Raw genomic sequence first — 25,067 nt, 5'->3', positions numbered from 1 at the left:
GGGCAAGGACGCCCCTGCCCGGCGGTTCAGGTCAGCGTTTCTTGAACAAAGACCCCAAAACGCCCCGCACAATCGCTTGCCCGGACCGGGTGCCCAACTGGCGCGCAAAGCTTTTGGCAAACGCCTCGCCCACCGAATCGCTGCTGCGGCTGGTGGTTCTGGGTGCAGGCTTGGTGGCGCGCGTGGTGGTGCCGCCATCATAGCGCCGCCCCTTGCTGAATCCGCCATCGTCCTGGCGCGGCTCTGCTGCTTTTGCCTCTGCCGCCGCGGCCTCAGCTGCGGCTTTGTGTTCGCGCGCGCGCAGCCGTTCATAGGCGCTGTCGCGGTCGATCACCGTGTCGTATTTGCCTGCCACCGGCGACATCACCATAAGCTGCGCCCGAACGCCCGGATCAATTGGCCCGACCTGACTGGAGGGCGGCCGGATCAGCGTGCGCTGCACAACGCCCGGAATGCCCTTGCGCTCCAGAAACGAGGTCACAGCCTCACCGGTGCCCACATCGCGGATGGCGTCTTCGGTTTTGAACTCAGGGTTGTCGCGATAGGTTTGCGCAGCCATCCGCAGGTCTTTCTGATCCTTGGCGGTAAAGGCGCGCAGGGCGTGCTGCACCCGGTTGCCTAGCTGGCCAAGGATGTTTTCGGGCACATCGGCCGGGTTCTGAGTGATGAAATACACCCCCACCCCCTTAGATCGGATCAGGCGGGCCACTTGTTCCACCTTTTGTACCAAGGCGCGCGGCGCGTCGGTAAACAGCAGATGCGCCTCGTCAAAGAAGAACACCAGCTTGGGCTTTTCGGGGTCGCCCACCTCGGGCAGGGTCTCGAACAACTCGGACAACAGCCATAGCAGAAAGGTCGCATAAAGACGCGGGCTGTGCATCAGCTTGTCAGCGGCCAGAATGTTGATCCGCCCCATCCCCTGCGGGTCGGACAGCATCAGATCATCCAGTTCCAGCGCCGGTTCGCCAAAGAACCCCGCCCCACCCTGATTTTCCAGCACCAGCAACCGGCGCTGGATTGCCCCGATCGAGGCGGCGGCCACAAGACCGTAGCGCGTAGAAATCGCACTGGCGTTTTCGCCGATGAACACCAGCAACGCTTGCAGATCCTTCAGATCCAGCAGTGGCAGTTCTTCTTCATCCGCAAGCCGGAAGGCCACGTTCAGCACGCCTTCCTGCGCCTCTGTCAGTTCCAGCAACCGGGCCAGCAACAGCGGCCCCATTTCGGCCACCGTGGCGCGGATCGGGTGGCCTTGCTGGCCAAACAGATCCCAGAACGTCACCGGAAACGCCCGATATTGCAGATCAAGCCCGATGGTCGCCGACCGCTTCATGAACGGCGCATGCAGCTTGCCATCGGGGCTGCCTGCCAGAGCAAGGCCCGACAGATCGCCCTTTACATCAGACATGAACACCGGAACCCCGGCGGCAGAAAACCCTTCGGCCAAGATCTGCAAGGTGATCGTCTTGCCGGTGCCCGTGGCCCCTGCAATCAGGCCATGACGGTTGCCGTATCCCAAAAGCAGGGACTGCGGAACGCCATAGCCTTCACCACCACCACCGACAAAAATTGAAGGCTCATCTGACACCAGCCGTCTCCTTGTTACACACCCGTATGTGCGCGGATCAAGCGCCGCGCGGGCCAACAATACCCGGTTCCCCACCCGATGCCACCCAAGAACTCACCATCAATTTCTGTTGGACGGCTTGCGCAGGCGTGTCCCCGTTTGCCTTCCGATTGATGCGACTTTTGCATATGTTTTACAGGTGAAATTGTGATCAGATTCACATTGACGCCTGCCACATTCCGCCGTAGCGTCTCCACCATAAAGTCGGCCAGTCCGACAGGGAGCAAAAACAAATATGGAAAAGGGCCGGCTTACTGGCCCTTTTTCTTTTTTTGTTCCGGGCAAATCAACGCATTAAGACGCAGGCCCCTCGGCGCGACCGGTTGACGGGCTCACGTTTTTGGCACCTGACAGCCCCGCCGCAACATGCTAGAGCGGCGCAAACGGCGAAAACCATATAGCGACAGATGGACGTGACATGACCTTTTCAACGATCTCTCCCCTTACGAAATCCCTTGCCATGGCCCTTGTGCTGGCGTCGTCTGTGTCCACTGCCCTTTGGGCGCAGGATGCCACGCCAGAGCCAGCCCCTGCACCCTCAAGCGAAGAGGCAGTCCCAGCCGCTGATCCGAGCCTGTCCATGGGCACCGAAGTTGGAACAGATGGCGTCGGCAGCTCGTATGTGGAGAAAAATTTCGAAGCCTGGGAACAGCGCTGCATCCGCACCGAAGACGGATCCAACCCTTGCCAGCTGTATCAGTTGCTGCGCGATTCCGAAGGCAATGCCGTGGCCGAGTTCAGCTTGTTCAACCTGCCCACAGGCGGGCAGGCAGTTGCGGGCGCCACGGTCGTTGTTCCGCTTGAGACGTTGTTGACCGAAAACCTGCTGATGGGCGTCGATGCGTCAACCGCCAAGGTCTATCCGTTCACCTTCTGCTCGACCATGGGCTGCGTTGCCCGCATCGGCTTCACCGCGGCAGAGATTGACCAGTTCAAACGCGGTGCAAAAGCCGTTCTGACCATTGTTCCTGTGGTCGCTCCCGATCAAAAGGTGGCGGTCGAGCTGTCGCTGAAAGGCTTTACCGCAGGCTATGCGGCTGTGTCCGCGACCAACCCATAAGGGTTTAGCGTTGGATTTTGCGGGGCCGCGTCCATTGGGCGCGGCCTTTTGCATTGCGGCTACATCCGGCGCAGCACCAGCACCGCATTCAACCCGCCAAAGGCAAAGGCATTGGTCATTGCCACTGTCACATCAGCCCGGCGCGCGGTGTTGGGCACCACGTCCAGCAGGCAGTCCGGATCGGGCTTTCGATAGCCAAGTGTGGGCGCGATGACACCGTCGCGTAGCGCCATCAGGCAGGCCAGCATCTCAACCGCGCCGGTGCCCCCGATGATATGGCCATGTGCTGCCTTGGTTGACGACACCAAAGGCGGAGCATCGCCAAAAACCGCACGGATCGCGGTGGATTCGTTCACGTCATTGGCTTTTGTTCCGGTGCCATGGGCGTTGATATAATCCACCTGCCCCGGATCAAGCCTCGCATCTGAAAGCGCCCCGCGCATCGCCCGCACCGCGCCATCAACCGAAGGCATTACGATATCATGCGAGTCTGAACACATGGCAAAGCCCACGACTTCGGCCAGAATTTCGGCTCCGCGTGCGCGCGCATGATCATGGTTTTCAAACACAAACACCGCAGCGCCCTCACCCTGGACCATGCCGCTGCGATCGGCCGAAAACGGGCGGCAGGCGTCAGCCGCCATCACGCGCAGCCCCTCCCATGCCTTTAGCCCGCCAAAGGTCAGCATCGCCTCGGCCCCGCCGGTCAGCATCACGGGGGACGCGCCCGCGCGCACCATCTGGAACGCCAGCCCCATCGCATGATTGGAACTGGCGCAGGCCGTCGACACGCTAAAGGCTGGCCCGCGCAAGCCATAGGTCATGCTGATATGGCTGACGCCGGCACTTGCCATCAGACGCGGCACGGTCAGGGGATGCACGCGGTTCTTGCCCTCTGCATAAACCGCGCGGTAGCTGTCGTCGATGGTGCCAAGCCCTCCAACCGCCGTGCCAAGGATCACCCCCGCCTGCAGGCCAAGAGCCTCATCAAACACCAGCCCCGATTGCGCCACCGCCTGCCGCGCCGACCACAGCGCAAACTGGGTCATCCGGTCATAAAGACTTAGCCCGCGCAGGTCGAAATGTTCCGATGCGGTCCAGTCACGGACCTGTCCGGCGACACGGATCGACAGGCGATCCACATCAGGGATATCAAGTGCGCCAATACCACCTGTGCCCGCAGCAAATGCGGCGATGGTGGCGGGCACATCATGGCCCAAGGCGTTGATGGTGCCCGCGCCGGTAATCACGACCCTGTGCATATGGGATCAGGCGGCCTTTTGCGATACAAGGCCCTCAACCGCCTGAACGATCGCGCCAACGGAAGACAAATCAAAGTCATCCTTGCCCGGATCATTCGCGTTGAACGGCACCGAAATGTCGAAGGTTTCTTCCAAGGCAAAGATCAGTTCCACCATCGCCAGACTGTCCAGCGCCAGCGCATCCAGCCGGGTGTCCGTGGTCAGATCACCGAGTTCCAGCAGTGCCTTGTCAGCAATGATCTCGATGATGGTCTGTGCGGTCTGGGTCATGTGATCATTCCTTCCTGTTTGCGCAATGTATAGAAAGCCATCATGACTTCTGGATGACTTTCTCAATCCCGGCAACTTTTGCAGCCAGACGGGGCAAACGGCGCAGGGCCTTTTGCATCTCGACATGGGTTTCCAGCTTCACTGCCGGATAGCCCAGAAGAACCCGCCCTGCGGGGGCATTGGTAAAGACTTTGGTGGCGCCGCCGCAAATCACGTCATCACCCACAAAGATATTGTCATTCACTCCGCATTGCCCGGCCAGCACCACGCGGTTGCCGATCCGCGCCGATCCGGCCACGCCGACCTGACCACACAACAGGCAATCATCGCCGACCTGCACATTATGCCCGATATGGACCAGATTATCCAGTTTCGTGCCGTTGCCGATGCTGGTGTCGCGGATCGTGCCCCGGTCAATGCAGGCATTCGCACCGATTTCCACATCATCGCCGATGGTGACCGCACCCAGCGAATGAATGCGTGTCCAGCTTTGGGCGCGGATGTCTTCCCGCTGGCCCAGAGTTTCGCGGATTTCCTCAACCCCGGATTTCTCAGGCGTGACAAAGGAAAACCCGTCCGCCCCGATCACCGCCCCCGGCTGGCAGATAAACCGCGCGCCAATGGTTACACGTGCCCCAATCCTTGCGCCTTGCAAGATCAGCGCATCCGCCCCGATCCGCGCACCTTCGGCAATGCTGACATGGCTGGCAATCCGTGCATTCGGCCCAAGCACAACACCCGCGCCGATGGTGACAAAGGGGCCAATGGCGACGCCGTCGCCAATCTGTGCTGTTGGGTCTAGCACGCTCATCGGGTGGATGCCGGGGGCAATCGCCGGGCCGTGGTCCAGCAATGCAGTCAGCCCGGCCAGTGCCAAGCGTCCGCGCGGGGCAAAGATAGCGGCCTTCAGTTTTAACGACTGCCAATCCGCGCCGGGCCACAGCATGGCCGCCCGTGCCTGTCCTTGCGCCAGACCGTCCGCGTATTTCGGGTTTACCGCGAGCGCCAGATCATCCGGCCCGGCCTGATGAGGTTCGGACGCGCGGCCAACTTTCAGCGCACCATCACCCACAAACTCTGCCCCGATGGCAGCGGCAATATCGGCGATCGAGTGGGCCATGGCAAAACTCCTGTCACCGCGTCCTTGCGGCTCAACGGCGTTTTATCCCCGAACCGATGGCAAGACCACCCCGGCGGCTTCAAGCGCCTGAAACAGTTTGGCATCGCGGCCATAGATATCGCGGCGATAGGTCATCTGCCCCTTTGCCCCCGGATAGGCGGTAAAATAGACCAGATGCACCGGAACTTTTTGCTCCAGCCGCACGGTTGTTTCATTGCCGGTCTTCAGGTGGCGCGCGAATTCAGCCTGTGGGTCGTCTGATTGTAAGGCCAGCAGTGCATAGGCAAAATCAAACGGGTCTGCCAGACGGATACAGCCATGGCTATAGGCGCGCACATCATGGGAAAACAGATTTTTAGCCGGTGTATCATGCAGATAGATGTTGTGAACATTGGGAAACATGAACTTGACCAGGCCCAGAGCGTTGCCGTTTGACGGCGGCTGGCGCAGGCCAAAGGGGAAGGTCCGAGACGAATAACCCGCAAAGTTGACCGATCCGCGCGGCACGACGCGCCCGCGATTGTCGATCACCTGCAAATGGCTGACCGCATTCGGGTTGCGCTGCAAGAGCGGAAGGTATTCATTCACGATGATCGACCGGGGCACACCCCAGCTTGGGTTGATGACCATATGCGCCATCATGTCAGAAAATTCCGGCGTGTGCTGTGCGGTCACATCCTTGCCAACCACCGACCGGGTTTCAAAGGTGACTTTGCCTTGGTCAATGATCTTGGCGGTGAAATCAGGAATGTTCACCCAGATGTGGCGATCTCCCAAAGGGGTATCGTGCATCCAGCGCACCCGCTCTATCGCCACGATCACCGATTTCAGCCGCGCATCAGGGCCGATGTTCAGCTCTGCCAGCGTGCCCTCGCCCGCGGCGCCATCCGCGACCAGCCCATGATCGAGCTGAAACCGCTGCACTGCGTTTTCGATAGTGGCATCATAGCTTTGCGTGGCCGAGCGCGACAGATAACCCATGGCGATCAGACGGTCGCGCAAGGCCACCACCGCATCACCCGTATCACCCGGCGCAAGTGACTTTGCCCGGACCACCGTCCCCCAGCCGCCCTGATCCATGCTGGCTTCCAGCGCCAGCTTGGCGCGCACAAGTTGCGCATAGCGTGGCGAGCTTGGCAGTAAACCGTGCAGAACTTCAGCGGGGTTGCGTGCCTGCATCTGGGCCAGCAACAGCGTGGGGTCGGGCCGCCCGATCTCACGCACAATGCCCGGATCCACTGATTTCGGATTGGTCGCCCCGGTGGAGACATCACGCGCATAGGACAGATATGCCCGCGTAAGCGCGACTTCGGCCCGAGCGCGGTCGCCTTCGGTCTGGGCGGTCGTCAGCATGGCCGTCAGCTTGGCAACATCATAGCGCGCGGTTGGCAAGGCATGGTCCCCTGCCCGCGACAAGGCCTGCAAAAGCGCCGCGCGTCGCGCCGAATCCTGTTCGGCGGCGCCAGTCCATAGGGTGCGATAGCCGTTTTCACGATAGAACGCGGCAATCGCCTCATCCTCGGCCGCTTCAATCGCGATGGTCTGGATGAACGGGCTGGGAAACTCTTGTGCCAGCAGAGTCTGCCCAGCAAAGACCACAAAAGACGCAGACAGAAGCAACCCACGCGCAGCAGCAGAAACAGTCAATCGAGCCATCGTGATGTCGTCTCCGTCTTAACCCACCATATTGTTGCGACTTTCCGCGAAGTTGGCGGCACTGTCCATTCACGTTCCGGCCAGAACATCACATTCACACCGGATTTCGTTACTTATCCGCAACAGTCCGGTAGGAAAAATACAGCGCATTGTTTCGGCGGCTTTCAGCAAAAATTTGCCGATGACCGCTAAAACGGGAACTGGCGGAGAATCTGCCCTTGGGTTGCGAATCCTGCTGTGGCATAAGGTTCGCACACTTGGGGATGAAGTGCAGACGAACCGCCGTCTAGGTGGTCAAGAATTGCGACGGGACAGGCGCTAGAATGGCAGATACATCGACGTTGGGAATTTCACGGCGCGGCCTGTTGGGCGCGTTTGCAGCCTCTCTTGTGGTGGCGGCTCCGACCTACTCCAACGCGTTCGGTCTTTTGCGCGGTGCGGGCGACATTCGCCGCATCCGCATGTATTCAGGCCGGACCGGGGAAAGCATTGACACGATCTACTGGATCGAAGGCAAATACATTCCCGAAGTTATGACTGAAATCAACCACTTCATGCGCGATTGGCGGTCAAATGACGTGACCAATATCGACGCGCGCACGGTGGATATCATGGCAGCTTCACATCGTCTGATGGATGTGAAGGAACCCTATATGATGCTGTCGGGCTATCGCAGCCCGCGCACCAACGCCATGCTGCGGTCGCAGTCGGGCGGCGTTGCCAAGAACTCGCTGCACCTGAGGGGTCAGGCAGCCGATTTGCGTCTGAAGTCGCGCTCGGTGTCACAGATGGCCAAGGCAGCAGCGGCTTGTGCATCCGGCGGGGTGGGCAAATATTCGCGGTCCAACTTCGTTCATATGGATTGCGGCCCGGTGCGTAACTGGGGCGGCTAAGCCAGAGATCGTTAGAGTTTTTGTGAAAAAGGCACCCCGCGGGGTGCCTTTCGCATTGGGTCCATTGTTTTCAGACCGGGATCAATCTTCGGACTCTTCATCGCGCTTGGCGGCAGCAAGCGCACGGCCACGATACCCCATGGCAACCACAAACTTTTCAGAGCTGTCCGACCGGCTGGCGGCTGGCTTTACATTGGCGACCTTGGTGAAATTCTTTTTCAACATGACCTGCATGGTGTTTTCGGCCCCGCCCGCCAGAACCTTGGCAACAAAGGTGCCGCCGTCTTCCAGCACGTCAAAGGCGAAATCCAGCGCCGCCTCGATCAATGCCACAATGCGCAAGTGGTCGGTCGCCTTGTGGCCAGACGCAGCGGCGGCCATGTCTGACAGCACCACATCAGCCCGCCCGCCAAGCCAGCCCTTGACCAGCGCATCGGCATCATCGGACAGGAAATCCAACTGGTGCAGCTCTGCGCCGGGAATCGGCTCCACCTCTTGCAGATCGACGCCAAGCACCGTGCCCACCGGCTTTTTCGGGTTCTGCGCCAATGCGTTGACGCGCACCACCGCCACCTGACACCAGCCCCCCGGCGCACAGCCAAGGTCCACCACCCGCGAACCGGGCTTCAGAAAGCCGTACCTGTCATCCAGTTCCGAAATCTTGTATGCAGCGCGCCCGCGAAAGCCTTCTTTGCGCGCGCGGATCACGTATGGATCGTTCAGCTGGCGTTCCAGCCACAGCGTAGACGACAGCTTGCGCCCCTTGGCGGTTTTCACCCGCACCCGCAATTCTCGCTGGCCCCGGCCAGAAATGTTCTTTTCACTCATGTGAATGGTCCTTCGGTCAACACGCCATCGGCGGTCATCTGGGCATAAAGAAGCCCTTCGCGCAGGCCACGGTCGGCCACGGAAAGGCGATCCGTGGGCCATATCCGCATCAGCGCCTGAAGGATAGCCGCCCCGGACATGATCAGCGCATGGCGGTCCCGCCCGATCCGCGGATCGGTGCGCCGCCCCTCTGGCCCAAGGCTAAGATAGTCGCGGATCACAAAATCAATCTGGTCGCTGGTCATCTGCAAGCCGTCCACCTTGGTCCGGTCATAGCGGCGCAGACCAAGATAGCTGGCTGCCACCGTCGTCACTGTGCCAGAGGTGCCGATGATCTGGAACCCTGTCCGCGCTTGCTGCGCATTGTACGGCGAAAAACTAGCCAGTTGTTCCTCAAAAAACCAGCTCATCAGCGCAAAGCGGGCGGCGTCGTCGTCCACATCAATGAACTGATCGCGCAGGGTGGCCACCCCCAGCGGCACCGAAATCCAGTCCACCACCCGCGCGCCGCCTTCTGGCTGGCCGTCAAACCCGGTGTGCAGGCTCATGATCGCGCGGGGCCGGTTTTCGGGCACCACACCTGACAGGTCAATCCAGACAAGCTCGGTAGACCCGCCGCCGATATCGACCACAAGCAGTTGTTCGGTGCGCTCATTCACCAAAGGCGCGCAAGAGATCACGGCCAGCCGCGCCTCCTCCTCGGGCGTGATGATTTCAAGCGCCAGCCCGGCCTCGCGTTTGACCTGCCGGATGAAATCGCGCGCGTTGCGGGCGCGGCGGCAGGCTTCGGTCGCCACCAGCCGCATGCGCTTGACGCCATGCCGTTCAATCTTTTTCTGGCAAATCCGTAAGGCCTGCACCGTCCGTCCCATGGACGCACGAGAAAGCCGGCCCGAGGCTTCAAGCCCGATGCCCAGCTGAACAGTCTTTGAAAAACTGTCCACCACCGTAAATTGACTACCCTTAGGCTGGGCAATCAGCATACGGCAACTGTTGGTGCCAAGGTCGAGCGCCGCATATAGCGTGCCCTGCCCCGGCTTTTGAGGGGGTGACGATTCGACGACACGAGAGCCGTTTTCAGGCTCTATCGGTGTTTGCGACGCGTCCTCCCCTCGGGGACGCTCGGGCGTCATGGTCGCCCTCCATATGTGGTTGCATTCAACCTAGCGCCGATGCCCCCTTGCCGCAAGCACTCATGCTGGGGTGAAAAATGGCACCCGTGAACATCGTTTGTGCGCATGATCTGTATGAGAATTTTTGGGTCTGGCCCCTGTCGCGACTGTTGCTGCTTTGCGCTAGGTTACGCGTTGTCAGGGTAGCGGGTCGCAGATGCGACGCACCATGTCGAAAACGCACCCTCTTGTCGCAAGCAGACGATTAGAACGGTGTCAACACAGGTCAGAGGAATCAGGCGATGGCAGAGGTTACAGTGGTCTTTTGGCGCGATATTCCGGCCCAGGTGATTGTGGGCAAGGGTCGGCGCGGGGCCAAGGTGCAACTGACCGAACGCTTTGAACAGGCGATCGACCGCTGCGCGATGAAAATCGGTGCAAAGGATGCAGACGCCTACCTTGCCGAATGGCACAAGGCGCCGGCCTATGAGGTTGACGGCGAACAAGAAGATGTTGCCCGCGACGAAGCCGCCCGCCTGGAAGCCGAGTATGATACTGAACGTCTTAAAGCACTGATCGCGGCGGATGGCTGGGCAAAGGCCTGAGGCACCGCGCATGACCCTGAGGGAGAGAGTTATGGCCTTGTTCAACTTCCGCGCCAAATCCGCGCAAGCCCCGACCCCCTCGCAAGGGCAACTGGAGGCCTTTTTGCAGGGCTATTCCATCGAGGTCATGCCGCGCACCGCCGAAAAAGTCGAAGATTTCCGCGCGCTGCTGCCCACTGGCACCCGCGTCTATATCGCCCATATCGACGGCACGCCGATCGAGGAAATGGTGGCCACCGCAAAGCGTCTGGCCGATGATGGCTTCACCGCGATGCCGCATTTTCCCGCCCGCATCATCAAAGACCGCGCCACCCTGACTGATTGGATCAGCCGCTACCGCGATGTGGGCGTTCGGCAAGGCCTGTTGCTGGCCGGTGGCGTCGCGCAGCCTGCGGGCGATTTTCACACATCGATGCAGCTGCTGGAAACAGGGGCGTTTGACGGTTTTGTCCGCCTGCATGTGGCAGGCCACCCCGAGGGCAACAAGGACATCGACCCGGACGGATCGGACCGCATGGTGATGGAGGCCGCGCGCTGGAAATCAGCGTTTGCCGAGCGGACAGATGCGCAGATGGCAATGGCGACGCAGTTCTGCTTTGACGCAGCCCCGGTGATCGCATGGGTGGATCGTCTGGCGGCTGAGGGCGTGAAACTGCCGGTGCATATCGGCGTGGCAGGCCCCGCGAAATTGCAAACGCTGATCAAGTTTGCCATCGCCTGCGGGGTTGGCCCGTCGCTGAAAGTGCTGCAAAAGCGGGCCATGGACGTGACCAAACTGCTTTTGCCCTATGAGCCGACAGATGTGCTGACCGCATTGGCGGCGCACAAGGCGGCAAACCCAAGCTTTGGGATCGAACAGGTCCATTTCTTTCCGTTGGGCGGGATCAAGACCAATGCCCAATGGGTGACAGAACATGGCGGCGCTGCTGGCAAACCTGCCAAAGCCGCTTAAGAAAAAGGTTGAAGAATGACCCGCACCGTCATCGAGTCCAAAACGAAAACCGTCATCATCGGCTTTGACGAACCGTTCTGCGTCATCGGAGAGCGCATCAATCCGACAGGCCGTAAGAAACTTGCTGCCGAGTTGGAGATGGGCAATTTTGAAACCGTGATCCGCGACGCGCTGGAACAGGTGGCCTGCGGCGCAACTGTGCTTGATGTGAACTCGGGCGCTGTGTTTACCAACAAGATGGCGTCCGATCCGCGTTATGCCGACAACAACTTTGTCGAACCGCCGCTGATGAAGGCGCTGATTGAAATTATTCAGCAAACCGTGGACGTGCCCTTGTGCATCGACTCTTCGGTTCCAGGCGCGTTGGAATCCGGCCTGATGGCCTGCGAAGGTCGGCCGCTTCTGAACTCGGTCACTGGTGAAGAGCACCGGCTGGAACTGGTTTTGCCGCTGGTCAAGAAATACAACGTGCCAGTGGTGGCAATTTCCAACGACGATACCGGCATTTCCGAAGACCCGGACGTGCGCTTTGCGGTGGCCAAAAAGATCGTCGAACGCGCCGCCGATTTCGGGATTCCGGCGCATGACATCGTGGTTGATCCGCTGGTGATGCCGGTCGGTGCCATGGGCTCTGCCGGACAGCAGGTGTTCACGCTTGTGCGACGTTTGCGCGATGAGCTGGGTGTGAACACGACCTGCGGCGCCTCCAATATCAGCTTTGGCCTGCCGCATCGGCACGGCATCAACGCGGCTTTCCTGCCGATGGCAATCGGTGCCGGTATGACATCCGCGATCATGAACCCGGTCCGCCAGCAAGAGATGGAGGCGATCCGCGCCGCCAACTTCCTGATGAACCACGATTCCAACGGCGGCGAGTGGATCCGCTTTGCCAAGGTGCTGGAAGCAGTCGAAGGCGGGATGAGCTTTGCCGAAGCCTCCAGCGCGGCCTCTCAGGCTGCAGGCGGGCGCCGCGGCGGCCGTCGCGGCCGCGCCTGAACCATCTTGCGCACAGGTTTCGCCCTGAACGCCTCGGATCAGCCCATGGAAACATGGGCTGATCCTGCACATGGTTCGGTGCGGTGGCAAAGTCTGTTCTCGGCCGGGATCACCCCTACTGACAGCCTTACCTGTGGTGTCGCACATGTGGCGGCGGGCGACACATTTACCCTGCACAGCCACCCACAAGCCGAAGTGTATTTTGGCCTGTCCGGATCCGGGGTTGTGATGGTTGATGGCACGGCCTGCCCCTTGTCGCCCGGCGTGGCCCTGTTCATTCCCGGCGGCGCGGTGCATGGCATCATTTTGGCGACCGAGCCAATGAGCTGGTTTTACGTCTTTGCCGCCGACAGTTTCGATGAAATCGCCTACAGCTTTAAGGCAACACAAGTCGCCGCATTGCAGATGCCGCCGGTTGGCCTAGAACCACCGGACGAGCAGGAGTTTCCCCTATGACGTCCCAGATGTCTTCGACGCAGTTGTCCCAAATGTCGTCCGCAGCAGTGGATGACCCTCTTGTTATCTTTACCCCCTCGGGCAAGCGGGGGCGTTTCCCGCTGGGCACGCCGGTACTGACGGCCGCACGGCAGTTGGGGGTTGATCTTGATTCCGTCTGTGGCGGGCGCGGCATTTGCTCAAAATGCCAGATCAGTCCAGGATATGGAGAGTTTTCCAAACACGGGGTCACCGTGCAGGATGATGCGCTGACCGAATGGAACGCCGTTGAGGAGCGCTATAAATCCAAACGCGGCATGTTGGATGGCCGTCGTCTGGGCTGTCAGGCGCAGGTGATGGGCGATGTGGTCATCGACGTGCCCCCCGAAAGCCAAGTCCACAAACAGGTGATCCGCAAGTCAGCGACCGAGCGGGTCATCGCGATGGATCCCGCCACGCGGCTCCTCTACGTCGAGGTGGCCGAACCCGACATGCACGAACCGACCGGCGATTTTGGACGGCTGGCGATTGCCCTGCGCGATCAGTGGCAGGTGAATGATGTGGTGGCCGATCTGGCGATCCTGCGCCGGTTGCAGCCTGTGCTGCGCAAGGGCCAGTGGAAGGTGACTGTCGCCTTGCACAAGGGCAATCATGACGCACGCCCCCGGATCATGGATATCTGGCCCGGCTTTCATGAGGGCGCCATTCACGGGCTGGCGATTGACCTTGGCTCCACCACCATCGCGGCGCATCTGTGCGATCTGCGCGACGGGCGGGTTCTGGCGTCTGGTGGGGTGATGAATCCGCAGATCCGCTTTGGCGAAGACCTGATGAGCCGGGTATCTTATGTGATGATGAACGCGGGCGGCGATGTGGAAATGACCCGCGTTGTGCGTGAAGCGCTGAACGGGCTGGCGGTTTCCATCGCGGCAGAGGGCGGCGTAGACCCTGCCAGCATTTACGAGGCGGTCGTGGTCTGCAACCCGGTGATGCACCACCTGCTGCTGGGGATTGATCCGGTGGAACTGGGGCAAGCGCCTTTTGCTTTGGCCACCAGCGGAAGCCTCTCGCTTGATGCGCGCGATCTGGACCTGGACGCAATCAACCGCGCGGCTCGGGTCTATCTGCTGCCGTGCATAGCCGGGCATGTGGGGGCCGATGCAGCCGCAGTTGCGCTGTCAGAAGAACCGGGCAAATCGGATGACATGGTGCTGATCGTGGATGTCGGCACCAATGCGGAACTGCTGCTTGGCAATAAAACACGGGTGCTGGCCTGCTCTTCCCCCACCGGCCCCGCGTTCGAGGGTGCGCAGATCAGTTCCGGCCAGCGTGCAGCCCCCGGTGCTATTGAACGGGTAGAGATTGACCTTATCACCAAGGAACCACGGTTCCGCGTTATCGGGTCTGACCTGTGGTCGGATGATCCGGGCTTTGCCGAAGCGACCGCGACCAGTGGCATCACCGGCATCTGCGGGTCCGGCATCATCGAGGCGGTGGCCGAGATGCGGATGGCCGGTCTGGTGGACCCCGGCGGGTTGATAGGCAGCCCGGAACAAACCGGTACATGGCGCACCACGCCCGAGGGCCGCACGCACAGCTACGTTCTGCACGATGGTTCTGCAGAAGGCGGGCCGCGCATCATGGTTACCCAAGGCGATATCCGCGCCATTCAGCTGGCGAAGTCCGCGCTTTACGCGGGTGCGCGGCTATTGATGGATGAAATGGGTATTGACCATGTGGACCGTGTTACCCTCGCCGGGGCGTTTGGCGCGCATATCAGCCCCAAGCACGCGATGGTGCTGGGCATGATCCCTGATGCGCCGTTGGACAAGGTCACCAGCGCTGGCAACGCGGCGGGCACCGGCGCGCGGATTGCGCTGTGCAACGTGGCCGCGCGTGACCAGATCGAGGCGACGGTTCACAACATCCACAAGGTGGAAACCGCCATCGAGCCGAAGTTTCAAGAGCATTTCGTGAACGCCAACGCCATTCCACATGCGGTGGATACCTTCCCGTCGCTGTCAGCGGTGGTGACCCTGCCGGTTGTGTCGTTCAACACATCGGGCGGCGGGCGTGAGGGGCGCAGGCGGCGCGGCTGATCGCCCTTTTTTGGGCTGGCATTGCAACAGTGGCGTGCTAAGTTTGCCGCCATGAACGCAACCGCACCGACCCGCACCGAAGTTTGCCTGTTGTTGGAGCGTGTTGCGCTTCAGGACCGTGGGGCCTTCCGGTCGCTCTATACTGAAGCCGGTCCGAAACTAATGGGCGTTTTGCTGCGTATCCTTGGCACACGGTCAGAAGCGGAGGATGCGTTGCAAGAGGTATTTACCAGAGTATGGTTGCGGGCGGGACGGTTTGATCCGACCCGTGGCGCAGGCATGACGTGGCTGGTGGCCATGTCGCGCAACCATGCGATCGACCGCTTGCGCGCCCGTAAGCCTGAACAAAATGACGACGACGCCGCAGCGCTGATCCCTGACACCGCGCCACGCGCCGAAAGCCAGCTGATCGCCAAGGGCGAGGCACGGCGTATCTCGGAATGCTTTGATACTCTGGAACCCGCGCGCGCTGATGCGGTGCGCGGGGCCTATCTGGATGGGTTGTCCTATGATGCGCTTGCCTTGCGCCACGATATTCCCTTGAACACCATGCGGACATGGCTGCGGCGCAGTCTGCTGAAACTCAAGGAGTGTCTGGACCAATGACCGACGCCCCCTTGACCCCTCGGGAAGAAGACGACGCTTTGGCGGCAGAATATGTGCTTGGCGTTCTTGCTCTGGACGAACGGCTTGCCGTTGAACAACGCCTGAAATCCGACAGTGATTTTGCGCTGTTGGTGGCGCGTTGGGTTGCCCATTTTGCGCCCTTGAATGAGGCCTATGCCACGGTTCCGGTGCCGCCAGATCTGTTGCCAAAGATCGAATCCCGGCTGTTCCCAAAAACTGCCAAGCTACGCTTTGGCTGGCGCACATGGCTGGCCGGGGCTGTGACCGCTGCAGCGATTGTGGTTGGCGCGCTGGTTCTGATGCCACCCACAGCGCCGGGCACGATCATCGCCAGCCTTGGCACCGATTCCTCATCGTTGATCTATGAGGCGCGCCACGACGGAAGCAATCTTCTGGTGACCCGTGTCGCAGGCACCCCGGCCCCTGATGGCCAGACCCACGAGCTTTGGGTGATCGCACCGGGGGCGGCCCCGGTGTCTCTGGGTCTGCTGGGGGTTGATCCGCTGGATGTGGAATATCCACGCCCGCCAGCGGGTTGGGTGCTGGCAGTGTCGGTTGAACCGGCTGGCGGATCGCCCACCGGCGCACCGACCGGACCGGTCATTCTGACGGCTGAACTTTAGGGCAATTTTTCGCGCGGTCTGGTGTCTGCATCCGGAGAACAGCGCCGCGCGAAAAAATCTTTGTCCCGGCTGAAACTCCTCCAAAGCCACTCTCGTATCCATTGTGAAGGCAGGATGATCCTGCCTCTGTTTACCGGGAGATGTCTTATGAAACTGAAACTTGCAGCGTCGATTCTTGCTTTGTCCACCGTTGTCGCTTTTGCCGAAAACCCGATGGTCGGCGGTGCCGCAATGTTTGAAGACAAGAATATCATTGAAAACGCCGTGAATTCGGCTGATCACACCACGCTGGTTGCTGCCGTGCAGGCCGCTGGTCTGGTTGAAACTTTGTCGAGCGAAGGCCCGTTCACCGTGTTCGCCCCCACCAATGACGCCTTTGCCAAGCTGCCCGCTGGCACGGTTGAAACCCTGCTGATGCCGGAAAACAAGGATCAACTGACCAAGATCCTCACCTGCCATGTTGTCGCGGCCAATGCGATGGCTGGCGATATCGTCAAGATGATCGCTGATGGCGGCGGAATGCACACAGTCGGCACCGTCGGCGGCTGTGATTTCACCGTGATGATGGAAGGTGATGCGGTAAAGATCAAGGACGGCATGGGCAATATCGCCACCGTCACCATCGCCGATGTCAAGCAGTCGAATGGCGTGATTCATGTGATCGACACCGTGCTTCTGCCCGCCATGTAAGACAGCACACCGCAAAGAGTGCGGGGCGTCACTCCTCCGCATTCTAAAGTGCCCGTGTGTGGCCCGTTGTATAATTTTGTCCCCAAAACGGCGGGTCTCAGACGCGGCCTTCCCCCGGCACCTGTGGTGTCGGGGTTTTTCAGGTGCGGTCACTCTTTTCATTTGCACGGCCCCATGGTCATCATGCGCGCCATGACCCCAACCATCCCGCGCCATTTTCTGTTTCTTTTGTCTTCGGCCCGCTCGGGCGGGAACAGCGAGCAACTGGCGCGGCAAGCGGCGCAAATCCTGACCTGCCCCTGCACATGGTTGGATCTGGCCGCGATGTCGCTGCCCCCGTTTACCGACCGCCGCCCCGCCCTGCCCAGCCAGCCCGAGGGTTGTCTGGCACATGTGCTGGAGAAGATGCACGCCGCCACCGATCTGTGCTTTGTGGCCCCCGTTTACTGGTATAGCCTGCCCACCCCGGCCAAATTGCTGCTTGATCACTGGTCAGGCTTTCTGGATTTGCCCGAGCTTGGCTTTCCGCTCTGGATCCGCACCAAGCGGCTTTGGCTTATCACCACACGCGCCGACCCAGAGCCAACTGTGGCAGACATGTCCGAAACGATCCTGCGCCGCACGTCGGACTGGCTGGGCATGGAATGGGGCGGCGCACTGCACGGTGTTGCGGATGCGGTCGGAGAGATTGAACACGATGATGCATGGCAAAACGCCTCGCACTTCTTTTCCGGGCCGGGGGCAGAAATACCTGACTTGCCGAAAGTGCATCACCCGCATTAGCCTTCATTTTAGATTTGAGTCTGATGTTTGGAGAAAACGATGCGATTTGGAATTTGCGCGCGCGCCACCGGCGCTGGTCTGTTGATGATGATGGCCGCGGCATCGGTGCAGGCCGAAGGCCGGTCTATCATTGTGCTGGATGCCTCTGGCTCGATGTGGGGCCAGATTGATGGTCGCGCCAAACTGGAAATCGCTCGCGAGGCATTGGGAACCGTGCTGGAGGGTCTTCCGCCCGAGACTGAACTGGGGCTCATGGCGTATGGCCACCGTGAAAAAGGGTCTTGTGACGATATTGAACTGATTGTGCCACCGGGTCCGGGCACTGCTGCACGCATCACCGACGCGGCCAACACCATGTCATTCCTTGGAAAAACGCCTCTTTCCGAAGCAGTGCGCCGCGCCGCGGCAGAGCTGCGTTCGACCGAGGAAAAGGCCACCGTGATCCTGATCACCGATGGGATAGAGACGTGCGCGGCAGACCCTTGTGCGCTTGGTGCCGAACTCGAAGCCTCGGGCGTGGATTTCACCGCGCATGTGGTGGGCTTTGGCTTGACGGCGGATGAGGGAAAGCAAGTGGCCTGTCTGGCCGAAAACACCGGCGGCACCTATATCGAGGCCCGCGATGCAAGCGCCTTGGTCGCGGCGTTGCAAACCACGGTCGCCGTGGTGGAACCAGCCCCTGCCGCCGCGCCAGAGCCGCCGCCCCAGCCCCAAACCGTCGCGGTGAATTTTGCGCCTACTGCATGGCTTGCACCCGGTGTGCCAAAGCCAGACGACCAGACTGATGCCGTCTGGCGTCTGTATATACGCAACGCAGATGGCACGGCGGGCGATCAGCTTGTCACGGAATACAATGCGTTTGAGGGGTTTATCGAACCCGGCAGCTACATATTGCGCGCAACGATCGGTGAGGTGACGGTGGACCAACCGCTGGACCTGACCGACACTTCCCTTGCCGCGCCCGAGGTGGTCTTCAACGCCGCCCGTGTGATCCTGCACCCCAAACCCGCCGCCGAGGAAGACGTGGACAACAGCGCCGGCCTGAACATCAAGAACAGCGCCGGGGTGAACAGCACTGCCTATGGGTCCAGCCAGTTTTATCTGCACGCCGGCGAGGCCACGCTGACCGGAACACTCGGGCTGGCCAAGCTGACCGAAACCCTGACCCTTGCCGCTGGCGAAACGCTAGAACGCGATGTGGTGATCGCTGCGGGCGTGGTTGGCATCAACGGCTTTTATGTCGAGGGCATGCTGATTGAGGGCAACAACCATCGGGTCGATATTCTGCCCGCGAAGGCGAAACTGGATGGCAGCCGCGAGGTGCTGTCGACCAGCTATGGCGAAAACCAGATCATCAGCCTGTCGCCCGGCGATTATATCACCCGCGTATCCTATGGGAGCGCATCGGTTGACGTGCCCTTTTCCGTCACCATGGGCGAACGGGTGGATGTGGCCGCGATCCTGAATGCGGGGGTGTTGTTCATCAGCGCGCCGGGGGCCTATTCGATCGCGGTCTATGACGCCAAAAAGGATCTGAACGGCAACCGCAAACAGCTCAACTTCGAATACCGCGAGGAAATGTCCCTGACCGCAGCCGCCGGGGACTATGTCGTTGAGATCAACCGCGCAGATGTGGTTTCAGAAAGCCCGACTGCTGTCACCGCAGGCGAACGCACCGAGTTGGTCCTGCCCTGAATCCATCCCACCAGCCGCGCGCGGCCCTTGACTGCGGCGCGCGGCTGGCATACCTGCTATGCCACTGCGGGTGTATCTCAATGGTAGAGAAGCAGCTTCCCAAGCTGATGACGAGGGTTCGATTCCCTTCACCCGCTCCATCGCTTCACATATCAGGTTTCCCATGCGCATTTTGACACTGTCTGTTGCGGCGTCGCTTTGGGCAGGGGTGGCGCTTGGCTCTGAACCGCCGCATGCCTTTGAAGGGGTTTGGGATTGCGAGGTGGCGGTTTTCACCTTCACATCGGACAATTACAACACCGGCTCCGACGACATGCCGATCACCGATATTGCTGTTGATGGCAGCGGGTTTGTCTTGTCGTTTGAAGATGATTACCAACTCTATGTTGCGCTAAATGACGATGGCACGTTGTATTGGTTTTCACCCGCGTCCGGCGACAGCTTTACCTGCCTACGGCAAGACTGACAGGGTACTGCCCCCCTTTCCTTTGTGCCCGCCCCCCGATAGCAAGGCTACGGCATTTACAAAGGGAGTTCACAATGAACGACGACATCAAACGCATTGGCACCGGCGCACGGATGAGCGAAGGCGTCTGCTACAATGGCATCATCTGGGTGGCGGGTCAGGTCGGCAATCCGGGTGAGTCAGTCGCGGATCAGACCCGTACCTGTCTGGCCGAAGTGGACCGTATTCTTGCCGCAACAGGCACTGACAAAACCCGCATCCTGTCTACCCAGATTTGGCTGGCCGACATGGCCGATTTCGCCGAAATGAACGGCGTGTGGGATACTTGGGTGCCTCAGGGCCATACCCCGGCGCGCGCGACGGGTGAGGCAAAGCTGGCAACCCCTGATTACCGGGTAGAAGTGATCGTGACCGCCGCCCTGCGCTAAGCATGAAGGCAACCAAAACCGGGCGAACAGCCCGGTTTCTTGGGTCATGAATCTCGTACTTCTCCAGAAACCGACTTGTGTTAACCTTTAGTCATGCGCGGGATTTAATGGCGCAGATTTCAAGTGACAGTTATTTTCTGGAGAACAGCCATGAATGGATTACCAATGGCGTCAGCGGCAGCGCTGAGCCTTTTGCTTATGACTTCCCAAGGCCATGCCCAGGCCGCGGTTGTGACACGGTGCAATGCGAATGTGGATGGCACATTTGTGCCCGCCCTTTTCATTGTCATTGATGGCCAGACACAGGTCATCACCAATGGAACCTCTGGCCTTACCCGGCGGATCCTGTTTGACGAGGCACTGGCGCTTGATTTTGTGCGCCAGTTGACTGGCAACACCGGCAGGCTGGTCTATATGGATTGCAGCGACGTAGGATCTTCGGCAATCCCGGTCTCATCGCCGCCTCCCCCCCAGATGATATCGATGACGGCGACGACAGCCCCGGTGGTAGTGACGACTGTGGCAGTTGCTGCTATTTCTAGCTGACCTGCGATGCTGCGGCCACGTGTTCTGCTTGCCAATGAGTTCGGCGCCGGTCGCGGCCATGTCGTGACCTTGCGACAATTGGCCGGCGCATTTGGCCCCGGCTTTGCCTTTGACGCTGCCCCGGCGCGGATATCTGCCGGGGGCCCCGACAGATGTTATGGAAAAGCTGGCCGCATCGGGGATGATCCTTGAAACCGGCCCGGTGCCGGTGACCGAGATTGCGCGGCGGTCGCGGCTGGTCCTGAACGCCGGTCAGCACGGCATCTTGTCGCTGGGCCTGTATGCAGGCTTGCCACAAGTCTGCCTGCCGCAGCATCAGGAACAGCTTTGGCACGCCCGCGCCGCCGAAAAGAAGGGTGTGGCGCGGGTGGTCAGACACGTGGTTGACGACGACGACCTGCCTCCCGTCGCGCTGATCGATGCGGTCCACAGCGTTTACGCAGACCGCAGCATGTTTGACACGGCGGTGGATCTGTCCCACCGCCTGCGCGAAGGTCTGGACAGTGACCCCGATACGATCACCGCGCGTGCGATCCGCCCGCTGATTGCTCCGCTGCTGAACCCTGTGTCAACTGCGGAACCACGCCGCTAACCGCGCGGTGGAGCCATCCTTGTCATCGGTGCCCGCGCGCCCCTCCAGCACGGGCTGCAACGCCAAGGCAAGCTCTTTGCCCAGTTCGACACCCCATTGGTCATAAGAATTGACGCCCAGAATAACGCCTTCGACAAACACCCTATGTTCATACAGCGCGATGATCTGGCCCAGCACAAATGGCGTCAGTTGATCATAGGCCAGTGTGGTGCTGGGGCGGTTGCCGGGAAAAACGCGGTGGCGGGCCTGACGGTCCAGCTCGGCCCCGGTAAGGCCCTTCGATGCCATGATCGCAGTCGCCTCGGCCAAGGAGCGCCCTCTCATCAGCGCCTCGGATTGCGCAAGGCAGTTTGACACCAGCAGCAGGTGCTGATGGGCAAGGTCGGGTTCATGACCGCGCTTTGCGACCAGAAACTCACACGGCACAACTCGGGTGCCCTGATGGATCAGCTGGTAGAACGCGTGCTGGCCATTGGTGCCTGGCTCTCCCCAGACCACAGGGCCGGAGTGATAGGGCAAATCGGCGCCATCCATCGACACCCGCTTGCCGTTCGATTCCATCTCCAGCTGCTGCAAATAGGCAGGCAAGCGGCTAAGGCGTTGATCATAGGGCAAAACGGCGCGGGTGGCGTGGCCGCAGATCTGGTTGTGCCAAAGCCCCACCAGCGCCAAAAGGACCGGCAGGTTTTGCGCGAATGGCGCCTCGCGGAAATGGGCATCCATGGCCGCGCCGCCACGCAGGAAATCGGCAAAGCCATCCGGCCCCACCGCCAGCATGATGGACAGGCCAATCGGCCCCCACATCGAATAGCGACCGCCGACCCAGTCTTCGAAACCGAACACACGTTCAGGATCAATGCCAAACGCCGCCGTTTTGTCGGCAGCGGTAGAGACTGCCACGAATTGTGCCGCCGGGTTGGCCACCGTTTGCGCCATCCACACGCGCACGGTTTCCGCATTGGTCATGGTCTCAATCGTGGTGAATGTCTTGGAAGCCACGATCACCAGCGTCGTGGCCGGGTTCAGACCGCGCAAGATATCGGCGGCATGCGCGCCATCGACGTTCGAGATGAAATGGACACGCGGCCCGTCGTGAAACGGGGCAAGCGCCAGAACCGCCATCGCAGGGCCAAGGTCAGACCCGCCGATGCCGATATTGATTACATCGGTGATCTGCCCGCCCTGCCCGGTGAAACGCCCCGCCCGCACATCTGCCGCAAAGGCTTGCATCCGGGCGTGGGTAGCGCGCAGGGCAATGGTCACATCCTGACCGTCAACGGTCAATGGAGTGTCCATGTTACGCAAGGCAGTGTGCAGAACCGCCCTGCCCTCGGTCTCGTTGATCTTGGCCCCGGCGAACATTGCAGTGCGCTTGTCCGCCACCCCGGCGCGTTCCGCCAGCTGCAAAAGCAGCGCCCGGCCACGCGTGTCGATGTTGGTTTTGGCATAGTCAAAGATCATGCCATCGGCTGTCGCCGAGAAATCAGCCGCGCGGGTGCCATCTGTGAACAGATCAAGGATCGGACGACCCTCGACAGCGGCGTGATGGTCTTTCAGGGCGTCCCAGCTTTGGTTCATGTCATTCGGTCCAGTGAACAGTTGCAACATCCAGCACCGCCCGCACGGGCGCTTCGCTGACAGGCAGGGTCTTTGCCCGCTCCAGCGCGGCGCGCTTTTCGGGGCCTTTGATCAGAATATGGGTGTGAAACGCCGATTTCAGCGCAGGTGCAGACAGGGTGATGCGCGGCTCTCCCGCTGCTTCGGCCCGCAGCGCCATCAGAATGGGCGCATCCGACGCAAGGGCCTGTTCCAGCAGATCAGCACCGGGGAACAGGCTGGCAGTGTGCATATCCGCCCCCATGCCCAACAACAGAACCGAGATCGGCAGATGCGGCGCAAGGCCAGCCGACAGCGCGTCAAGCATATCTTCGGGTTGATCGGCGGGCGCGTAAAGCGGCACCAGATTGGCCTTTGCCGCTGGCCCGCGCAGCAGACGGTCACGCAACAAACGGGTGTTGGATCGCTCGCTGCTTTCCGGCACCCAGCGTTCGTCGTTCAGGAAAACCGCTACATTGGGCCAGTCCAGATCAACACCCGACAGCGTGTCAAACACTGGCCCCGGCGTGGTGCCACCCGGCACGCACAAAGACGCCCGGCCATCGCGGCGCAGGAACGCGCCCAGTTCGCTGGCAATTTGCTTGGCCAGCGCCAGATACATCATCTCGGCATCGGGGTATTCGATAAAGTCCATCAGCGTATCTCCCGCCAGCGCCGCCCATCGCGGTGCATCAGCATTAACGCGTCTTCCGGCCCCGAAGATCCCGCATCATAACCTTGCGGACGATCCCCGCGTGCGGACCACGCCTCGATGATCGGGTCGGTCCAGGCCCAGGCGGCCTCGACCTCATCCCCGCGCATGAACAGGGTCTGATTGCCGCGCAGCACATCCATGATCAGCCGCTCATACGCGTCGGGAATATCCTCGGCCTCCTCGCCCAAGACGCCCGCAAAAGACATGTCCAGAGGCACCTGCATCAGGCGCATACCGCCCGGCCCCGGCTCCTTGATCATGACCATCAGGTTCATACCCTCATCGGGTTGCAAACGGATCACCAGCACATTCTCGCGCCAGCCCTTTGCATCGTCAAAGATCGAATGGGGCGGCTCACGGAAGGTGATGGCGATTTCCGACGCCCGCGCCCGCATGCGTTTGCCCGTGCGCAGATAAAACGGCGTGCCCTTCCATCGCCAGTTCGACACATGCACCTTCAGCGCGATATAGCTTTCGGTTGTGCTGGCCGGGTTTTCGGAATGCTCCAGATAGCCGCCCTGCCCACCCCCCGCAAGGTATTGACCGCGAACGATATCTTGCGGCTGCACCGCATCCAGCGCACGGATCACCTTCAGCTTTTCATCGCGCACCGCATCGGGGTCAAAGTGATAGGGCGGCTCCATCGCGATCAGGCACAAAAGCTGCATCATATGGTTTTGCACCATATCGCGCATCGCACCCGACTTGTCGTAATAGGCCCCGCGCCCATCGACACTGACCGTCTCGGCCACCGTGATCTGAACGTGATCGACGTATTCCGACTTCCACAGCGGCTCGAACAGAATGTTGGCAAAGCGCACCGCCATCAGATTCTGCACGGTTTCTTTGCCAAGATAATGGTCGATCCGGTAGATCTGCGTCTCATGAAAATGCTGAGCCAAGGTGGCGTTCAGGGCCTTGGCAGTTTCCAGATCACGTCCAAACGGCTTTTCAACCACAATCCGCGCGGCTTCATCGGCCACGCCATGCTTTTTCAGGCGCAGCGCAATATCGCCGAACAAGGACGGGGCGACCGAAAAGTAAAACGCCCGCACAACGCCATCGCGCATCAGAGATTTCAGCGCATCCCAGCCACCTTCGCCTTTTGCGTCAATCGCAACATAGTGCAGCCGCGACAGAAACTCGGCGATCATTGCCGCGTCACGGCGTTCTTTGGGTACAAATTCTACAATCGCCTCGGCGACCAGCTTGCGGAAATCTTCATCGCTGAGTTCGCCACGCGCAGCCCCGATAATTCGGCTGTCGCCAGTCATCTGGCCCGCCAGAAACCGGCGATACAGACCGGGAAGGATCTTGCGCCGGGCAAGGTCGCCCGTGCCACCAAAAATCACAAGATCGAACACATCGACCGGAATGACACGCGAAACCAT

The 25,067-nt window shown here is 60.5% G+C and carries 26 protein-coding genes and 1 tRNA gene; 17 read left to right on the top strand and 10 right to left on the bottom strand.

What is annotated here, in order from left to right:
* Nucleotides 1-31 precede the first annotated feature (31 nt).
* Nucleotides 32-1,588, bottom strand: coding sequence for a helicase HerA-like domain-containing protein (locus Q8K08_RS20155; RefSeq protein WP_305251539.1), 1,557 nt, complete (start codon nucleotides 1,586-1,588; stop codon nucleotides 32-34).
* 457 nt (nucleotides 1,589-2,045) lie between these two features.
* On the opposite strand from Q8K08_RS20155, the gene Q8K08_RS20150 reads away from it, so the two are divergent.
* Entirely contained in the window at nucleotides 2,046-2,687 is a 642-nt protein-coding gene (locus Q8K08_RS20150) for an invasion associated locus B family protein (RefSeq protein ID WP_304800427.1), read from the top strand.
* A gap of 59 nt (nucleotides 2,688-2,746) precedes the next feature.
* Here Q8K08_RS20150 and Q8K08_RS20145 read toward each other — a convergent pair whose 3' ends face one another.
* Genes Q8K08_RS20145 through Q8K08_RS20130 form a run of 4 tightly spaced genes read right to left on the bottom strand, consistent with a single transcriptional unit; the run spans nucleotide 2,747 to nucleotide 6,995 of the window.
* Nucleotides 2,747-3,949: a beta-ketoacyl synthase gene (locus Q8K08_RS20145; RefSeq protein WP_305251538.1), complete on the bottom strand. Its 1,203-nt coding sequence runs from the start codon at nucleotides 3,947-3,949 to the stop codon at nucleotides 2,747-2,749.
* Nucleotides 3,950-3,955: 6 nt separating this feature from the next.
* Complete coding sequence (locus Q8K08_RS20140) at nucleotides 3,956-4,219, bottom strand: acyl carrier protein (protein ID WP_305251537.1); 264 nt, start codon at nucleotides 4,217-4,219, stop codon at nucleotides 3,956-3,958.
* 40 nt (nucleotides 4,220-4,259) lie between these two features.
* Nucleotides 4,260-5,339, bottom strand: coding sequence for a UDP-3-O-(3-hydroxymyristoyl)glucosamine N-acyltransferase (locus tag Q8K08_RS20135; RefSeq protein ID WP_305251536.1), 1,080 nt, complete (start codon nucleotides 5,337-5,339; stop codon nucleotides 4,260-4,262).
* A gap of 42 nt (nucleotides 5,340-5,381) precedes the next feature.
* The gene (locus Q8K08_RS20130) at nucleotides 5,382-6,995 is read right to left on the bottom strand and encodes a murein L,D-transpeptidase (protein ID WP_304800435.1); all 1,614 of its coding nucleotides are present in this window, start codon (nucleotides 6,993-6,995) and stop codon (nucleotides 5,382-5,384) included.
* A gap of 323 nt (nucleotides 6,996-7,318) precedes the next feature.
* Between Q8K08_RS20130 and Q8K08_RS20125 the strand changes: the two genes are divergently transcribed.
* Nucleotides 7,319-7,888 carry a DUF882 domain-containing protein gene (locus tag Q8K08_RS20125; protein ID WP_304800437.1) on the top strand — a complete coding sequence of 190 codons (570 nt, stop codon included), beginning with the start codon at nucleotides 7,319-7,321 and terminating at the stop codon, nucleotides 7,886-7,888.
* Nucleotides 7,889-7,969: 81 nt separating this feature from the next.
* Here the strand turns inward: Q8K08_RS20125 and Q8K08_RS20120 are convergent, their stop codons facing one another.
* Entirely contained in the window at nucleotides 7,970-8,716 is a 747-nt protein-coding gene (locus Q8K08_RS20120) for an RlmE family RNA methyltransferase (RefSeq protein WP_304800439.1), read from the bottom strand.
* A complete protein-coding gene (locus Q8K08_RS20115; RefSeq protein WP_305251535.1) occupies nucleotides 8,713-9,849 on the bottom strand; it encodes a Ppx/GppA phosphatase family protein in 1,137 nt (378 codons plus the stop codon). Before Q8K08_RS20115 ends, Q8K08_RS20120 begins: the two co-directional genes overlap by 4 nt.
* 281 nt (nucleotides 9,850-10,130) lie before the next feature.
* Between Q8K08_RS20115 and Q8K08_RS20110 the strand changes: the two genes are divergently transcribed.
* The 15 genes from Q8K08_RS20110 (at nucleotide 10,131) to Q8K08_RS20040 (ending at nucleotide 21,365) form a co-directional block, all read left to right on the top strand.
* Nucleotides 10,131-10,433, top strand: a complete 303-nt coding sequence (locus tag Q8K08_RS20110; RefSeq protein ID WP_304798421.1) for a virulence factor — start codon at nucleotides 10,131-10,133, stop codon at nucleotides 10,431-10,433.
* Nucleotides 10,434-10,464: 31 nt separating this feature from the next.
* The gene (locus Q8K08_RS20105; RefSeq protein WP_304798423.1) at nucleotides 10,465-11,385 is read left to right on the top strand and encodes a methylenetetrahydrofolate reductase; all 921 of its coding nucleotides are present in this window, start codon (nucleotides 10,465-10,467) and stop codon (nucleotides 11,383-11,385) included.
* A gap of 15 nt (nucleotides 11,386-11,400) precedes the next feature.
* The gene (locus tag Q8K08_RS20100) at nucleotides 11,401-12,381 is read left to right on the top strand and encodes a methyltetrahydrofolate cobalamin methyltransferase (protein ID WP_305251534.1); all 981 of its coding nucleotides are present in this window, start codon (nucleotides 11,401-11,403) and stop codon (nucleotides 12,379-12,381) included.
* A 45-nt stretch (nucleotides 12,382-12,426) separates the two neighbouring features.
* Complete coding sequence (locus Q8K08_RS20095) at nucleotides 12,427-12,837, top strand: cupin domain-containing protein (RefSeq protein ID WP_304798429.1); 411 nt, start codon at nucleotides 12,427-12,429, stop codon at nucleotides 12,835-12,837.
* A gap of 32 nt (nucleotides 12,838-12,869) precedes the next feature.
* Nucleotides 12,870-14,915 carry an ASKHA domain-containing protein gene (locus Q8K08_RS20090; RefSeq protein WP_370870569.1) on the top strand — a complete coding sequence of 682 codons (2,046 nt, stop codon included), beginning with the start codon at nucleotides 12,870-12,872 and terminating at the stop codon, nucleotides 14,913-14,915.
* 51 nt (nucleotides 14,916-14,966) lie between these two features.
* Nucleotides 14,967-15,521: a sigma-70 family RNA polymerase sigma factor gene (locus tag Q8K08_RS20085; protein ID WP_304798431.1), complete on the top strand. Its 555-nt coding sequence runs from the start codon at nucleotides 14,967-14,969 to the stop codon at nucleotides 15,519-15,521.
* Complete coding sequence (locus Q8K08_RS20080; RefSeq protein ID WP_304798434.1) at nucleotides 15,518-16,165, top strand: anti-sigma factor domain-containing protein; 648 nt, start codon at nucleotides 15,518-15,520, stop codon at nucleotides 16,163-16,165. The genes Q8K08_RS20085 and Q8K08_RS20080 overlap by 4 nt, the downstream gene beginning before the upstream one ends.
* Nucleotides 16,166-16,312: 147 nt before the next feature.
* Nucleotides 16,313-16,855, top strand: coding sequence for a fasciclin domain-containing protein (locus Q8K08_RS20075; protein ID WP_304798437.1), 543 nt, complete (start codon nucleotides 16,313-16,315; stop codon nucleotides 16,853-16,855).
* A 192-nt stretch (nucleotides 16,856-17,047) separates the two neighbouring features.
* Nucleotides 17,048-17,638, top strand: coding sequence for a flavodoxin family protein (locus Q8K08_RS20070; RefSeq protein ID WP_305251533.1), 591 nt, complete (start codon nucleotides 17,048-17,050; stop codon nucleotides 17,636-17,638).
* A 39-nt stretch (nucleotides 17,639-17,677) separates the two neighbouring features.
* Entirely contained in the window at nucleotides 17,678-19,333 is a 1,656-nt protein-coding gene (locus Q8K08_RS20065) for a VWA domain-containing protein (protein ID WP_305251532.1), read from the top strand.
* 66 nt (nucleotides 19,334-19,399) lie between these two features.
* Nucleotides 19,400-19,473: transfer RNA gene (locus Q8K08_RS20060), tRNA-Gly, on the top strand.
* Between the two features lie 23 nt (nucleotides 19,474-19,496).
* Nucleotides 19,497-19,799: a hypothetical protein gene (locus tag Q8K08_RS20055; protein ID WP_304802566.1), complete on the top strand. Its 303-nt coding sequence runs from the start codon at nucleotides 19,497-19,499 to the stop codon at nucleotides 19,797-19,799.
* 74 nt (nucleotides 19,800-19,873) lie between these two features.
* On the top strand, nucleotides 19,874-20,227 hold the full coding sequence (locus tag Q8K08_RS20050; RefSeq protein WP_305251531.1) for a RidA family protein: 354 nt from the start codon (nucleotides 19,874-19,876) through the stop codon (nucleotides 20,225-20,227).
* Nucleotides 20,228-20,377: 150 nt separating this feature from the next.
* Nucleotides 20,378-20,773, top strand: coding sequence for a hypothetical protein (locus Q8K08_RS20045; RefSeq protein ID WP_305251530.1), 396 nt, complete (start codon nucleotides 20,378-20,380; stop codon nucleotides 20,771-20,773).
* Nucleotides 20,774-20,876: 103 nt separating this feature from the next.
* The gene (locus tag Q8K08_RS20040) at nucleotides 20,877-21,365 is read left to right on the top strand and encodes a hypothetical protein (protein WP_305251529.1); all 489 of its coding nucleotides are present in this window, start codon (nucleotides 20,877-20,879) and stop codon (nucleotides 21,363-21,365) included.
* On the opposite strand, the gene pgi is transcribed toward Q8K08_RS20040, so the two are convergent.
* Genes pgi through zwf form a run of 3 tightly spaced genes read right to left on the bottom strand, consistent with a single transcriptional unit; the run spans nucleotide 21,342 to nucleotide 25,067 of the window.
* Entirely contained in the window at nucleotides 21,342-22,943 is a 1,602-nt protein-coding gene (pgi, locus tag Q8K08_RS20035) for a glucose-6-phosphate isomerase (RefSeq protein WP_305251528.1), read from the bottom strand. The two genes, Q8K08_RS20040 and pgi, sit on opposite strands and share 24 nt — an antisense overlap.
* 1 nt (nucleotide 22,944) lies before the next feature.
* Nucleotides 22,945-23,616, bottom strand: a complete 672-nt coding sequence (gene pgl / locus Q8K08_RS20030; protein WP_304802558.1) for a 6-phosphogluconolactonase — start codon at nucleotides 23,614-23,616, stop codon at nucleotides 22,945-22,947.
* Nucleotides 23,616-25,067 carry a glucose-6-phosphate dehydrogenase gene (zwf, locus tag Q8K08_RS20025; protein WP_305251527.1) on the bottom strand — a complete coding sequence of 484 codons (1,452 nt, stop codon included), beginning with the start codon at nucleotides 25,065-25,067 and terminating at the stop codon, nucleotides 23,616-23,618. Before zwf ends, pgl begins: the two co-directional genes overlap by 1 nt.

It is taken from the genome of Pseudotabrizicola sp., assembly GCF_030684215.1.
Classification (GTDB): domain Bacteria; phylum Pseudomonadota; class Alphaproteobacteria; order Rhodobacterales; family Rhodobacteraceae; genus Pseudotabrizicola.
This window is presented reverse-complemented; position numbering and strand designations above follow the sequence as displayed.